This window comes from Paraburkholderia sp. GAS199, from assembly GCF_050436585.1.
Classification (GTDB): Bacteria; Pseudomonadota; Gammaproteobacteria; order Burkholderiales; family Burkholderiaceae; genus Paraburkholderia.
Window position 1 is genome coordinate 26,146 of record NZ_JBNDMM010000006.1, and the last position, 14,984, is coordinate 41,129.

The 14,984-nt window shown below is 62.5% G+C and carries 11 protein-coding genes and 1 tRNA gene; 11 read left to right on the forward strand and 1 reads right to left on the reverse strand.

Going from position 1 to position 14,984, the window contains the following annotated elements:
* The first annotated feature begins 35 nt into the window (after nt 1-35).
* The 11 genes from P3T18_RS22150 to P3T18_RS22200 all read left to right on the forward strand — a co-directional run bounded on the left by P3T18_RS22150 (nt 36) and on the right by P3T18_RS22200 (nt 13,573).
* Nucleotides 36-1,115, forward strand: coding sequence for a DNA-3-methyladenine glycosylase family protein (locus tag P3T18_RS22150; protein ID WP_429302120.1), 1,080 nt, complete (start codon nt 36-38; stop codon nt 1,113-1,115).
* Between the two features lie 123 nt (nt 1,116-1,238).
* Nucleotides 1,239-2,210: an acetyl-CoA carboxylase carboxyltransferase subunit alpha gene (locus P3T18_RS22155; protein ID WP_074283028.1), complete on the forward strand. Its 972-nt coding sequence runs from the start codon at nt 1,239-1,241 to the stop codon at nt 2,208-2,210.
* A gap of 48 nt (nt 2,211-2,258) precedes the next feature.
* The gene (tilS, locus tag P3T18_RS22160; protein WP_429302121.1) at nt 2,259-3,731 is read left to right on the forward strand and encodes a tRNA lysidine(34) synthetase TilS; all 1,473 of its coding nucleotides are present in this window, start codon (nt 2,259-2,261) and stop codon (nt 3,729-3,731) included.
* Nucleotides 3,732-4,170: 439 nt separating this feature from the next.
* Nucleotides 4,171-5,421, forward strand: a complete 1,251-nt coding sequence (locus P3T18_RS22165) for an aspartate kinase (protein WP_429302122.1) — start codon at nt 4,171-4,173, stop codon at nt 5,419-5,421.
* 220 nt (nt 5,422-5,641) lie between these two features.
* Nucleotides 5,642-5,735: transfer RNA gene (locus tag P3T18_RS22170), tRNA-Ser, on the forward strand.
* Nucleotides 5,736-6,443: 708 nt separating this feature from the next.
* Nucleotides 6,444-6,791, forward strand: a complete 348-nt coding sequence (locus P3T18_RS22175) for a hypothetical protein (protein ID WP_429302123.1) — start codon at nt 6,444-6,446, stop codon at nt 6,789-6,791.
* Between the two features lie 316 nt (nt 6,792-7,107).
* Nucleotides 7,108-8,946 carry an extracellular solute-binding protein gene (locus P3T18_RS22180; RefSeq protein ID WP_429302532.1) on the forward strand — a complete coding sequence of 613 codons (1,839 nt, stop codon included), beginning with the start codon at nt 7,108-7,110 and terminating at the stop codon, nt 8,944-8,946.
* 49 nt (nt 8,947-8,995) lie between these two features.
* Nucleotides 8,996-10,033 (forward strand): microcin C ABC transporter permease YejB, encoded by a 1,038-nt coding sequence (locus P3T18_RS22185; RefSeq protein ID WP_429302124.1) that lies wholly within the window; start codon nt 8,996-8,998, stop codon nt 10,031-10,033.
* Complete coding sequence (locus P3T18_RS22190; protein WP_429302125.1) at nt 10,033-11,139, forward strand: ABC transporter permease; 1,107 nt, start codon at nt 10,033-10,035, stop codon at nt 11,137-11,139. Before P3T18_RS22185 ends, P3T18_RS22190 begins: the two co-directional genes overlap by 1 nt.
* Entirely contained in the window at nt 11,136-12,770 is a 1,635-nt protein-coding gene (locus tag P3T18_RS22195) for an ABC transporter ATP-binding protein (RefSeq protein ID WP_429302126.1), read from the forward strand. Before P3T18_RS22190 ends, P3T18_RS22195 begins: the two co-directional genes overlap by 4 nt.
* Nucleotides 12,771-12,907: 137 nt before the next feature.
* The gene (locus P3T18_RS22200) at nt 12,908-13,573 is read left to right on the forward strand and encodes a C40 family peptidase (RefSeq protein ID WP_429302127.1); all 666 of its coding nucleotides are present in this window, start codon (nt 12,908-12,910) and stop codon (nt 13,571-13,573) included.
* A gap of 96 nt (nt 13,574-13,669) precedes the next feature.
* On the opposite strand, the gene P3T18_RS22205 is transcribed toward P3T18_RS22200, so the two are convergent.
* A complete protein-coding gene (locus P3T18_RS22205; RefSeq protein ID WP_429302128.1) occupies nt 13,670-14,629 on the reverse strand; it encodes a patatin-like phospholipase family protein in 960 nt (319 codons plus the stop codon).
* Nucleotides 14,630-14,984 lie beyond the last annotated feature (355 nt).

The following is a 14,984-nucleotide window of genomic DNA, read 5'->3' on the forward strand; positions in this document are numbered from 1 at the left end:
CTTCCCTTTGATCGACTCGTCAGGCAGGAGGCAGGATGGCAACGGCCACGAAGACGCCGGCTAAACGAGCCACGTCTCAAACAAACGCAGCAGCCACGGGAAAGACCTCGCGCACGTCGGCGCGCGGCGGCAGCGGTGCGGTGAAGAAAGCGTCGTCGAAGGTCGCCGGGGTGGCGGCCAAGACGGGCGGCTCGGCCGCAGCGGGTGCGGCGGCAGCGGCGAAAAAGGCCGCCGCCAAACGCGCGCTGAACGGCGCGTCGGCTTATGCGCCTGCCGTCAAGCGCGCGAAGGCTTCGCGTGCGAAGAGCAACGGCAGCGGGACTGCGTCCGCCGCGGAACTTGCCGGCGACGTGCAGGAAATCGCGCGCGTCACCACGCAAGGCCACGAAGGCGAAGTCGTGCGCAAAACGCGCGCGTCCGCGACGGCGGGCGGCGAAGCGGCGGTCGACAGCGAAGTCGCGGTGCCCGTGCAGATCGGCGGCCTCACGCCTGAAGTCACGCGCCCGGCTTACTGGGACAAAGCGTGCGCCGACCTCGTCAAGCGCGACCGCATTCTGAAGAAGCTGATTCCGAAATTCGGCCCCGTGCATCTGTTGAGTCGTGGCGATCCCTTCGTCACGCTCGCGCGTTCGGTGGTGGGGCAGCAGATTTCGGTGGCGTCCGCGCAGGCGGTCTGGGCAAAAGTCGAGGCAGCCTGTCCGAAGCTCGTGCCGCAGCAGTTCATCAAGCTCGGCCTGGAAAAGCTGACCGCATGCGGACTGTCCAAGCGCAAAGCGGAATACGTGCTCGATCTCGCGCAGCATTTCGTGTCGGGCGCGCTGCACGTCGGCAAGTGGACGTCGATGGAAGACGAGGCGGTGATCGCCGAACTCACGCAGATTCGCGGCATCGGCCGCTGGACCGCGGAGATGTTCCTGATCTTCAATCTGTCGCGTCCGGACGTCCTGCCGCTCGACGACCTCGGTCTGATCCGCGCGATCAGCGTCAATTACTTTAGCGGCGAGCCGGTCACACGCAGCGAAGCGCGTGAAGTCGCGGCAAACTGGGAACCATGGCGCACCGTCGCCACCTGGTATATGTGGCGTAGTCTCGACCCGTTGCCGGTCGACTACTGAAGAACAAGAACGACGCCATCTCAAAAACTATCGAAAATAACAAATCGATAGTTGCGAGAGGGTTTTGACAGCGGCGCGCGCGGTTAGAATACGCGCTGCCGGTAAGTCCAAGGATTACAACCAATGAAGACCACCTTTCTGGATTTCGAACAGCCGATCGCTGAACTCGAAGCAAAGATCGAAGAATTGCGCTTCGTGCAGGACGATTCGGCCGTCGATATTTCGGAAGAGATCGAGCGGCTGTCCAAGAAGAGTCAACAGCTCACCAAAGATCTGTACGCGAACCTGACTCCGTGGCAGGTTTCGCAAATTGCCCGACATCCCCAACGCCCGTACACGTTCGATTACGTGAGCGAGCTGTTCACCGATTTCCACGAACTGCACGGCGATCGCAACTACGCGGACGACCTGTCGATCGTCGGCGGCCTCGCGCGCTTCAACGGCCAGGCTTGCATGGTGATCGGCCATCAGAAGGGACGCGACACGAAAGAGCGCGCGCTGCGCAATTTCGGCATGCCGCGTCCGGAAGGCTATCGCAAGGCCGAGCGCCTGATGCGTCTGGCCGAGAAGTTCGGCTTGCCCATTTTCACGTTTATCGACACGCCGGGCGCCTACCCCGGCATCGGCGCGGAAGAGCGCGGACAGTCGGAAGCGATCGGCCGCAATCTGTATGTCATGGCCGAACTGAAGACGCCACTGATCGCCACGATCATCGGCGAAGGCGGTTCGGGCGGCGCGCTGGCTATCGCCGTCGGCGACAGCGTATTGATGCTGCAATTCTCGACCTATTCTGTGATTTCGCCGGAAGGTTGCGCGTCGATCCTGTGGAAGAGCGCCGCGAAGGCGCCGGAAGCAGCGGAAGCGCTCGGCCTCACCGCGCATCGCCTGAAGGCGCTCGGCCTGATCGACAAGATCGTGAACGAGCCGCTCGGCGGCGCGCATCGCGATCCGAAGGGCATGGCTGCCATGCTGCGCCGCGCGCTCGCCGATTCGCTGCGCCAGTTCCAGGGCATGAGCATCAACGACCTGCGTCAGCGCCGCTTCGAGCGGTTGATGTCGTACGGCAAGTTCAAGGAAACGACGCCGGGCGCCTGAGCCCGCGCGCGTTCTCTTTCGTCCATCAGCGCCCCGCGCGCGAGCGACGTGACCTCCGCGACCGATTCGCCCGCTGACCGCCTCGTTCTCGAGGCGGTCAGCGTGGCGCTGTGCGCGTTGCCATCGGACGCGCGCTTTGCCGTTGCTTTTAGCGGCGGCGTCGACTCGAGCGTGTTGCTCGACGCGGCCGTGCGTGTCGCGGGGGCGTCGCGTTGCATCGCGCTGCACGTGCATCACGGTCTGAGCCGCCACGCCGACGCCTGGCTCGCCCACTGCGAAGCGTTCGCGCAAGCGCGCGGCGTGGTTTTCGCGGCACAGCGCGTCGAGGTGCCGCGCGCACCGGGCGTGAGCGTTGAAGCCGCGGCGCGCGAGGCGCGCTATCGGGCGCTGGAAGCACTTTGCGGGACCCACGGCGCGCACGCGCTCTGGCTGGCGCAACATGCCGACGACCAGGCCGAAACGGTGCTTCTGCAACTGCTGCGCGGCGCGGGCCTCGCCGGGCTTGCGGCCATGGCGGCGGAGCATCTGCCGGCAGGGGCGTCCGTCGTGCGGATGCGGCCGTTGCTGCATCTGTTGCGCGCGCAACTTGAGCAGTACGCCAACGCGCGCCAATTGCAGTGGGTCGACGACGAATCGAACGCGGATACGCGCTATGCGCGCAACGCGTTGCGTCACGAGGTTACGCCGGCGCTCGCCGTGCATTTTCCCGGCTTTCGCGACGCGCTGGCCCGCACGGCCGCGCATGCCGCTTCGGCGCAGCGTCTGCTCGACGAGCTCGCGCGGATCGACCTCGACCTGGCGGCGCGCGACGAAGGCCGCGCGCTATCGCACGATGCGCTGCTCTCGCTCGACGACGACCGCGCGCTGAATCTGTTGCGCTACTGGATGCGCGCGCAGGGTCTCGCGGCGGCGTCGACGGCGCGCCTGACCGATGCGTTGCGGCAACTGCGCGCGGTACGCGAGACAGGCGACGGCCACGGCTTGCGCGTCGATCATGCAGGGCAGGCCTTGCGCAGTTATCGCGGCCTCGTCTATTGGGAAGCGGGCGACAGCGGCGATCCCGCCGACGAAACCGCGCTGACACCGCGCGCCGTCAGCGAACTGGCGTGGCGCGGCGAGTCGGTCTGGCGTGTACCGCAATGGCGCGGCAGCTTCGTATTCGCCGAGGTCGATCCGGCGGAGACATGCGAAGCGGAAGTGTCCTCGGCAGCGGACGATTGCGTGCCTCTGGCCGTACTCGGCCGCGCGCTGTTGAGCGCGCGTTCGCGCAGTGGCGGCGAGCGCATGCGCGTGGGTCTCGCGGCGAACGCGCCGAGTCGTACGCTGAAAAACCTTTTCCAGGAGCGCGGCATTCCGGCATGGAAACGCGACGTGCCGTTGCTTTATGTCGGCGACACGTTGCTGTTCGTGCCGCAGCTCGGCGTCAATCGCGCGGCGCTGCCGGAGCAAGCGGAGCAGGCGGGCAGGGTGAACGAGCCGCGTGTCCGCATCGCCTGGCGTGAGGATTTGCTGATTGCCTGAGCGCCGGTTCACAGGCGGTCAAAGGCCGCGTCAGGCGCATCACAAGGCTGTAACAAAGCCGCAATACAGCGCTCGCAAAACCGCACGCAAAGCCGCAAAATAGGGCGCAAAAGCCGAGCCCATAAGCCTTTGCGATTGGCCAGCCGACTCGCGCGACGGGCATTTTGGCTTGTCTTTTTACGTCCAATCGGGTAATTTAACTTGTTTGCCCGACCCGATTTCGCCCTCGCTGTCGTCGCCGCTGCCGGTTCCCGAGCGTGATCCGTCGTTTCCGGTAAGCCACTAGCGATCATTCCCGGGCAAATCCGCGCGTGTTACACGCGCGCTGCTTTTACGCCGCCACACACTTTGCCGTCGTTCACAAGACGTTGCGCTCCTGTGCTTTTGTGCGGTCGTCTCCAGCGCGCCAGCGCGGCTTATCCTCCAGTTCAGAACGACAATGGCACTCATCGTACATAAATACGGCGGCACCTCGATGGGCTCGGTCGAGCGCATCAAGAACGTCGCCAAGCGCGTCGCGAAATGGCACAAGGCTGGCCACAAGATGGTCGTCGTGCCGTCGGCGATGTCCGGCGAAACCAACCGCCTGCTCGGTCTCGCGAAAGAGATCACGGCCCAGCCGAGCCCGCGTGAACTCGACATGATCGCCGCCACCGGCGAACAGGCCAGTTCGGGCCTGCTGGCCATCGCGCTGCAGGACGCAGGCGTCGACGCGGTCAGCTATGCCGGCTGGCAAGTGCCGATCAAAACGGATAGCGCGTTCACGAAAGCGCGTATCAGCGAAATCGACGGCGAGCGCGTGCTGCGCGATCTCGAGGCCGGTAAAGTGGTCGTGATCACGGGCTTCCAGGGCATCGACCCGGAAGGCAACATCACCACACTCGGCCGCGGCGGTTCGGATACGTCCGCCGTTGCTGTTGCGGCCGCGCTGAAAGCCGACGAGTGCCTGATCTACACCGATGTCGACGGCGTCTACACGACCGACCCGCGCGTGGTGGAAGAAGCGCGCCGGCTCGACCGCGTGACGTTCGAAGAAATGCTGGAAATGGCAAGCCTGGGTTCCAAGGTGCTGCAGATCCGCTCGGTGGAATTCGCCGGCAAATATCAGGTCAAGACGCGCGTGCTGTCGAGCCTGACCGATCCGCTCATCCCGCTCGACGCCGAAATGAAGTCGGGCACCCTGATTACTTTTGAAGAAGACGAGACCATGGAAAAAGCAGTCATCTCGGGCATCGCGTTCCAGCGCGACGAGGCTCGTATCGCCGTGATGGGTGTGCCCGACAAGCCGGGCATCGCGTATCAGATTCTCGGCCCGGTGGCGGACGCGAATATCGACGTCGACATGATCATCCAGAATCAGAGCGTCGAAGGCAAAACTGCGTTCACGTTCACGGTCGGTCGCGGCGACTATCAGCGCGCCATGGACATCCTCACGGGCCAGGTGAAGGGTCACGTGCAGGCCGAGCAGGTGCTGGGCGATCCGAAGGTGTCGAAGGTGTCCGTGGTCGGCGTCGGCATGCGTTCGCACGTCGGTATCGCGAGCACGATGTTCCGCACCTTGTCGGAAGAGGGCATCAACATCCAGATGATCTCCACGTCCGAAATCAAGATTTCGGTGCTGATCGACGAAAAGTACATGGAGCTCGCGGTACGCGCGCTGCATAAAGCGTTCGAACTGGATCAGGCTTAATAGCTGGCGGCAGGGTCGTAGCAGCCCGTCGCGGCGGGCAAGAGCGGGGCGCACGTGTGCGCCCCGTTTGTTTTTTCGCGGCGGTTTGCGGCATTGCGCGCGTAGAAAGTTCGGGTCACAAAACTGGCACAAAAAATGTGTCGAAGAGATTGACCTGCGCGGTTCGGCCCGCTATTATCTTGGCTTCGTTGCGCTGACTCCCTGCGCAACCGAAAGTTTGGGAGACGTGGCCGAGAGGTCGAAGGCACTCCCCTGCTAAGGGAGCATCTGGGCCAAAACCTGGATCGAGGGTTCGAATCCCTCCGTCTCCGCCAGAAATGGTAGAGAGAACCCCGCAGAGTCTAGGCTCTGCGGGGTTTTTGTTTTTTAGCGCTCGCAAATTGTCTGCATTTGGACTGGGGCTCGCGTTTGCACGCAACAAGCGAGTTGCAAGATTTTGCGTAAAACCGTCCACGCAGTAGCAAACGTGAAACACCTGGGGCTTTCGCAAAGCGCATCAACGTCTCAGCTAAAAGCCAAGTCGAATAATCAGGATGGCTATATAAAATTTGCAGATCCGTTCTGCTATTCCAGAAGCCTTTTGCGATTCGTTCCTGAGCGGTCCGGCGTACGCCAGCAGATTCATTTATGTAGGCATGCGAAATATATGATTCGCTGAATCCCATGGCGAGGGCGGTGTCGGACATTCAGCAGAAGCGGCAACGCTCCGCGTACCATGTGGGCGCTTCTAGCAAGCGCGATGCAGTTGGGGCGAGCGAGCAAGGACGCGCGGCAACATTTGCCATGCCTGCAGACTTAAGGCGGCCGCAATTACGCGCCGCACACGCACCAACCAAAGCCGCGCGAGTCAGGAACCAATTACAAGCCGGTGATCTTTTCACCGAGTCTCTATCCAATGTAACGAGACGTAACCCAGAGGCTGATTGCGCGATCTTATGCATCAGTTATTACAAAGTTGAAATACGCGAGACGCTTCCTTGCGCTATATTTCGGCCACAACACATTCTTCAAAAGGGTGATCAATGAAGTCCGCTCGTCTTGTTCCACTTCTGATCGGGGTTCTCGCGTTGGGTGCGTCAGGTGCTGCGATGGCTGGCGGACTCAATGTCGGCGTCAACATCGGCATTCCCGCGCCGGTCTACGTTGCGCCGGCACCGGTTTATGCACCGCCGCCGCCGCCTCCGCCGCCGGTCGTTTATCAGCCGGCTCCGGTCTATTACGGCGGCCCGGCTATCGTGGTCGGCTGGCATGGCGACCGCTACTGGGATGGCCGTCGCTACTGGGCGCGTGACGACTGGTATCGTCGTCATCCCCCGGGCCGTTACGACTACGGTCGCGACCACTACGACAATCATCGCGGCTGGCACTGAGTTCCTCGCGCCAGTTCTGACTTTGTCGTCGAACAAAAAACCGCCTCTTGAAGGCGGTTTTTTTATTGGCGCTACGTCGAGACAGTGCGCATATGCGGTTCAATGAACTCCCGCGTCCTGTCGAAGCCCGTCGCGTCGCTTATTGGGTAGAATTCCGTGACACCGATTCCGCCCTCTGACCGACAAGGCCCCTATGACAACTGGCTCGCGACGGGTTCCAACGCCACATGTACTTCGATGCAGCGTGCTTCAAAGACTCTCGCGTGTCGGTCTGTCGTTTATGCGGTTATCGCGGCGCGCGTCGCGCGTCGGCGTAATGTGCGGGGCAGGCGGGATCGCTGCACTGCTGGCTGCACCGCAAGCGCAAGCGGTCTATGCGATCGCGCAATACGGCGAGCCGAAATATCCCGCCGATTTCAAGCATTTCGATTACGTCAATCCCGACGCTCCGAAGGGCGGCACGCTGGTGCTGGCCAATCCGAGCCGGCTCACGAGCTTCGATAAATTCAATCCGTTCACGCTGCGCGGTAATGCCGCGCCGGGTGTGGGCGAACTGTTCGAGAGCCTGACCACCGGCAGCAGCGACGAAGTGGCCTCGGCCTACGGTCTGCTCGCCGACGACATCGCCATCGCGCCCGACGGTCTGTCGACGACCTTCCACATCAATCCGCGCGCGCGTTTTTCGAACGGCGACGCTGTCACGGCCGAGGACGTCAAATACTCGCTCGACACCCTCAAGAGCCCGCAGGCGGCGCCGCAGTACGCGTCGATCTTCGGCGAGATCAAAGGCGCGGTCGTCGTCGATCCGCACACGATCCGCTTCGAGTTTCGTCAGCGTAACCGCGAGTTGCCGCTGCTGGCCGGCAGCATGCCGGTGTTCTCGCACAAGTGGGGCGTGAAACCGGATGGCAGCCGCATCCCGTTCGACCAGCTCGCCTTCGAAAAACCGATCGGCAGCGGGCCGTATCTCATCGAGCAGTACGACAACGGCCGCACGATCAGCTACCGGCGCGACCCGAATTATTGGGGCGCCGCCTTGCCGGTACGCGTGGGCACGAACAACTTCGACCGTATCGTCTACAAGCTGTATTCCGATAGCGTGGCGCGTCTCGAAGCCTTCAAGGCGGGCGAGTACGACGCGATGGTCGAATACGTGGCGCGCAACTGGGTGCGCCGCGACGTCGGCAAAAAGTTCGATAGCGGCGAGTTGATCAAGCGCGAGTTTCCGCAGCACAACGGCACCGGCATGCAGGGCTTCATGCTCAATCTGCGCCGTCCGGTGTTTCAGGACGTGCGGGTGCGCAAGGCGCTCGATCTTGCGCTGGATTTCCAGTGGCTCAACCGGCAACTGTTCTTCAATCAATACACGCGCATCGACAGTTTCTTCGCCAACACGGAATTGCAGGCGAAGGGATTGCCGTCGGCGGGCGAACTTGCGTTGCTCGATCCGTGGCGCGCGCAACTCGACCCAGCGGTGTTCGGGCCGCCGCCGAAACAGCCCGACACCGATCCGCCCGGCTCGTTGCGCGCCAATCTGTTGCAGGCGCGCGCATTGTTGCAAGAGGCCGGCTGGACTTATCGCGACGGCGCGTTGCGCAATGCCAAAGGCGAGCCGTTCCAGTTCGAGATACTCGACGACTCCGGTTCGGAAGCCACGATGGCGCCGATCGTCGCAACGCTCACGCGTAATCTGCAGAAGCTCGGCATCACGGCGAACTTTCGCGTGGCCGATTTCGCGGTGTATCAGAAGCGCCTCGACAGCTTCGATTTCGATACCACCACGATCCGCATGGCCGACGTGCAGGTGCCCGGCACGGAGCAGATCGACCGCTTCGGCAGCAAGGCCGCGGACACGCCGGGCTCGGACAACGTGATCGGGCTGAAGTCGGCCGCCGTCGATGCGGTGCTGCGTGCGCTCGTCCAGGCGCAGACGCGCGAGCAACTGGTGGACGCCACCCACGCGCTCGACCGTCTGCTGATGCATGGCTACTATGTGATTCCGCACTGGTACAGCGCGTCCCACCGCATCGCGTTCAAGCGCGGGCTCGCATGGCCGGCAAAGCTGCCCCTGTACTATTCGGCGGAAGGCTGGATCACGTCGACCTGGTGGTTCGGGCAGACGCCGGCAGCGTCGCCCAGTCAGCCGCAGCCGTGATGCGCTGAAGCATCCGTTCATTCACTGCCTTCGCACCGGAACGCCGCACATGTGGAGCTACATCCTCAAACGTCTGCTGTTGATGATTCCGACCTTGCTCGGCGTCCTGACGCTGACCTTCGTCGTGATCCAGTTCGTGCCGGGTGGTCCGGTCGAACAGATGCAGCACGAACTGCGCAAGGGCGCGGAGAATGGCGCGCCTTTCGGTCTGCGCGCGCATAGCGGTGTCGACGCACAGCAGATCGCGCAGTTGAAAGCGCTCTACGGCTTCGACAAGCCGCCGCTCGAACGCTACGTGCTCATGCTCAAGCGCTTCGCCACCTTCGATCTCGGTCAGAGCTATTTTCGCCATCAAAGCGTGTGGGCGCTGATCGTTTCCAAGCTGCCGGTGTCGATCAGCATCGGCCTGTGGACCTTCTTTCTCACGTATCTGATATCGGTACCGCTCGGCATCGCGAAAGCCGTGCGTAACGGCTCGCGTTTCGACGTGGCGACGAGTCTCGTCGTGCTGGTGGGTTACGCGATTCCCGGCTTCGTGCTGGGTGTGTTGTTGCTGGTGCTGTTCGGCGGCGGCACGTTCCTTCAGCTTTTCCCGCTGCGCAATCTCACCTCGGACAATTGGGCGCAGTTGAGCATTGCCGGCAAGATTCTGGATTACCTGTGGCACATCGCATTGCCGATCACGGCCTCGGTGGTGGGTAGTTTCGCGGTGGTCACCATGCTCACCAAAAACGCTTTCCTCGACGAGATCCGCAAGCAGTACGTCCTGACCGCGCGCGCCAAGGGTCTGTCGGAAAAACGCGTGCTGTGGAAGCACGTGTTTCGCAATGCGCTCCTGCCGCTGATCGTCGGTTTTCCGGCCGCGTTCATCGGCGCGTTTTTTACCGGCAGTCTGCTGATCGAGACGCTGTTTTCGCTCGACGGACTTGGCTTGCTGTCGTACGAGTCGGTGGTGCGGCGCGACTATCCGGTGGTGCTCGGCACGCTGTATCTGTTCACGCTGATCGGTCTGGCCACCAAGCTGATTTCCGACCTCTGCTATGTGTGGGTCGATCCCCGCATCCAATTCGAACAACTGGACCGTTGATGAATCGAGCCCGCCTTCCCGCCGATGCGACACCGCGCACCGAAACGGTCCGCGCGTTCGTCTCGCCTTCGCCCGCGCGCCGCGTATGGCAGCGTTTTCGCCAGCAGCGTCTGGGCTACTGGAGTCTGATTATTTTCGTGGTGGCGTTCGCGGCGAGTCTCGCGGGTCCGCTCTGGTCGAACGACAAACCGCTGGTGGTGCGCTACGAAGGGCATACCTATTTTCCGCTCTTCAAGACCTACGCCGAGACCACCTTCGGCGGCGACTTTCCCACGCCGGCCGATTACCTCGATCCGTACATCAAGCAGCGTTTCAGCGCACCCGGCAATTTCGCGGTGTATCCGCCGAACCGCTACTACTACGACACGCTGAACTACTTTTCGAAGGCGCCGAATCCGGCGCCGCCGTCGCGCGAAAACTGGCTCGGCACCGACGACCGCGGCCGCGATCTGCTCGCGCGATTGCTCTACGGATTCCGCGTGTCGGTGGAGTTCTCGCTCGTGCTGACGCTGATTGGCACCGTGCTCGGCATCGCTGCTGGCGCGGTGCAAGGCTTCTTCGGCGGACGTATCGACATCGTCGGGCAACGTCTGATCGAAATCTGGAGCGCGCTGCCCGAGCTTTACCTGCTGATCATTTTTTCGTCGATCTTCGAGCCCGGATTCATTCTGCTGATCGTGCTGTTGTCGCTATTCGGATGGATCGGTCTGTCCGATTACGTGCGCGCCGAGTTCCTGCGCAATCGCAATCAGGATTACGTGCGGGCGGCGCGGGCAATGGGTTTGTCGAACTGGCAGATCATGTGGCGGCACGTGTTGCCGAACAGCCTGACGCCGGTCATCACGTTTCTGCCGTTTCGCATGAGCGGGGCGATCCTCGCGTTGACGAGCCTCGATTTTCTCGGGCTGGGCGTGCCGCCGCCGACGCCGAGTCTCGGCGAACTGCTTGCGCAGGGCAAAGCGAATCTCGACGCGTGGTGGATCTCGCTGTCGACGTTCGGTGTGCTCGTCGCCATGCTGCTGCTGTTGACCTTCATGGGCGACGCGCTGCGGAACGCGCTCGACACCCGCATCTCGGATGCCATGCGTGCCGGGGGCAATCAGTGAGCGGCGGCCTGAGGAACAACGAACGCGCGGACACGACGCAGCCGCTCCTGGAACTGGACCGCTTGCACGTGACCTTCGGCGACACGATCGCGGTGAACGACGTCACGCTCGCGATTCAACGCGGCGAGCGGGTGGCGCTGGTCGGCGAATCGGGATCGGGCAAGAGCGTGACCGCGCTGTCCGTCCTGCGTCTTCTGAGCGATGCACGCGTGAGCGGCGCAATCCGTTTCGACGGCCAAGATCTGCTGGCCAAAAGCGAGCGCGAGATGCGCGGCATGCGCGGCTCGGATATCGCGATGATCTTCCAGGAGCCGATGACGGCGCTCAACCCGCTCTATACGATCGGCGACCAGATCGCGGAGACCATCGTCGTGCACGACGGCGTGCCGGCGAGTGAAGCGCGCAAGCGGGCCGTGGCGCTGCTCGGGCGCACCGGCATTCCGGAGCCCGGCAAGCGCGTCAACAGCTATCCGCATCAACTCTCGGGCGGCCAGCGGCAGCGCGCCATGATTGCCATGGCGCTGGCATGCCGTCCGCGTCTGCTTCTCGCCGACGAACCCACCACGGCGCTCGACGTCACGATCCGCGCACAGATCGTCGATCTGTTGCTGGAATTGCAGCGAGACGAGGCGCAGAAGCGCGGCATGGCGGTGCTGCTGATCACGCACGACCTCAACCTCGTGCGACGCTTCGCGCAACGCATTGCGGTGATGGAGAAGGGCGTGCTGGTGGAGAGCGGCACGGTCGAGCAGGTTTTCGATTCGCCGCAGCATCCGTACACGCAACGACTGCTGGCGAGCCGGCCGCAGCGCACAGTGGTGCCTGTGCTGCCGATTTCGCCGGTGCTGCTCGAGGCGCGCGATGTGTCCGTCGACTTCAAGACGCGCTTGCCGGGTTTCAGCGGCTGGTTTCGCGCTGGACAGTTTCGCGCGGTCAACGACGCGAACGTGTCGGTGCGGCAGGGCGAGACGCTTGGGATCGTCGGCGAGTCGGGTTCGGGCAAATCGACGCTGGCGATGGCGCTACTTGGCCTGCAACGCACGGCGCACGGTGAAATCGACTTTCAGGGCAGGGCGCTCGGCAGCTATCGCGGCGCCGAACAGACTGCCTTACGGTCGAATATGCAAGTTGTCTTTCAGGACCCGTTCAGTTCGCTTTCGCCTCGCCAGACCATCGAGCAGATTGTCGGCGAAGGGCTCGCGCTGCATCGGCCACAAATGACGCCGCAGGCACGGCGCGACAAGGTGGTGTCGGTGTTGCGCGAAGTCGGACTCGACCGCACGGTGCTGCACCGTTATCCGCACGAGTTTTCCGGCGGGCAGCGTCAGCGGATCGCCATTGCCCGCGCGCTCGTGCTGGAGCCGCGCATCCTGATCCTCGACGAACCGACCAGCGCGCTCGACGTGTCGATCCAGCAGCAAGTGCTGAAACTGCTCGCCGGGTTGCAACAGAAGTACAACCTCGGCTTCGTTTTCATCAGTCACGATCTGGCCGTGATCGGGGCAATGGCACACCGTGTCGCGGTGATGCAAAACGGTTCTATTGTCGAAAGCGGCGACGTCGAGCAGATTTTTGCGACGCCGTCCCACCCTTACACTCGAAAGCTGCTGAAAGCGGCTCTGGACCGTTGATTTTTCACCCTTTCACCAATTGGGTGCGTGTCTCGATTGTATTTTTCTATTTACTTTGACACGTGAATACTTACTGGCTAGTATCGACCAAACTTTTTTCCGTATCCCACTGATTTTTAGGCAAAAACTACCGACCAATGCAGCACAGAAACCTAACCCAGGCTTGTACGCGCGTCGTCGCCGGGATGTTCATTGGCGTCTTGATGGCAGCAGCTCCCGGCGCTTTCGCCGACGAAGTAAGCAGTTTTAATCAGAATGCCTCATATTCGACCTCTAGCGGGTCGAATTCGTTGTCCTCCCTGAATACGCAAAACGCAACGCCCGATAGCGACGGCAGCGCCAAATCGTTCCTGTCCGGCATGGCCGGCAAAGCGGGCGACGTGGTGGTTGGTGCGTTGAACATGATCGGCGTTCGTTACCGTTGGGGCGGCAACACGCCGGACTCCGGACTCGACTGTAGCGGCTTTGTCCGCTACGTTTTCCAGGACACGCTCGGTATGGCGCTGCCGCGTCGTGCTGAAGAAATGAGCCGTGTCGGCGAGAAAGTTCGCGTGAGCGACCTCAAGCCGGGCGATCTGGTGTTCTTCAACACCATGCGCCGCACTTTCTCGCACGTCGGCATCTATATCGGCGACAACAAGTTCGTGCATTCGCCGTCCACCGGCAGTACGATCCGTGTCGACGACATGGATAGCGGCTACTGGGAAAAGCGCTTCACCGGCGCGCGACGGATCGAAACTTCGTATCAGGAAGGCGAAGATCTGCGCAAACGCGTGAATGCAACGATCGGCGGCAACCAATAACCGGCTGAGCCTGACGCGCTGCAAGACTGACGCACAACAAAAAGCCTGCTTCGTTCGAAGCAGGCTTTTTGCTTTTCACCACCTACATTGGGACGCTCAGGTCGCGACGCGGCTCGCTGCCAGCTTGCGCTGCAACTCCGGCATCATCTTCGCCACCGCTTCCTCGCCCGCCAGAATCGCCGCGTTGCGCTGCGAAAAATCGCTGCCGCTCATCGCAGCCAGATTCGGTCGAATCACGATGTCGGCGTATTTGTCGAGTTCGTAAGCCTTGATGGTTTGACCCATGATCGTGAACGTCTGCATGAGCACGTCGAAGGAACTCGCCGTGAGGCCACTCTCCGGCCGCTGGGAGATGTCGACGGCGATCACGAAATCCGCGCCCATCTTGCGTGCAAACGAAGCGGGCACGGGGCTCACCAGTCCACCGTCGACGTACTCGTGACCGCCGATCTTCACCGGTTCGAAGATCGACGGCACGCTGCACGACGCGCGCACCGCCACGCCGGTATTGCCGCGCTGGAACAGGATCGGCTGGCCGGTCTTGAGATCGGTCGCGACCACGCCGAGCGGCTTGACCATCTTTTCGATCGGCCGGTTGTTGAGCGTCGTGTTCAGGTAGTTCTGCAGCGCGATGCCTTGCAGGAAGCCGCGCGTACGGAACGGCATCGCCCAGTCGCTGATCGAGGCTTCGTCCATGGTCAGGGCGAGTTTGTTCAGCGCAAAGCCATTCATGCCCGACGCGTACAGCGCACCGACGACCGAGCCGGCGCTGGTGCCCGCCACCAGATCGATCTGGATGTTGCGAGCCTCCAGCGCCTTGATCACGCCGATGTGCGCGAAGCCGCGCGCCGCGCCGCCGCCCAGCGCAAGCGCCACGCGGATCGGCCGCTGGGTTCGGTCGACCGGCGGCGCAACGGGCGTGGCCGGCGAGTTGGGTGTCGTGACGACGGAAGCGCTATCGGTTCTGCCGCCCGTCGTGGTGCAGGCGGCCAGCATCGCGGAAGCTGCGGCCAGTGAGAAGTTGCGGCGGGCGAGGCGAGGGGGTGACGATTTCAACGGGTTCTCCAGCAACGGCACGCAAGCCACACGGGGCGCGGTGCCGAAATCGGGCGGATAGTCAAACAGGTGGAACGGCCTTCTATCAGGCGCGCTGCGGTTCTATCCGAGCCGCAGCGCGCACATCATAAATCAAAGATTCGCGCGTTCGGCGGCCCGGTAATGAAACGTTGCAGTGCTCGCATCCGAATGCCGTTCGGGATCGCGCGCCGGTCGATCAGCCATTCGGACGAGGCGGGCGGAAGGCCGCTGGAAGGTATAATTCGGGTCTCGTATCCATTTCCTTCGCGTCCGTGCACGCGCAACGTTTTGCCGCACGGGCGCGTTCCGCTGCCGCGCCGAATTGGCATGAAAC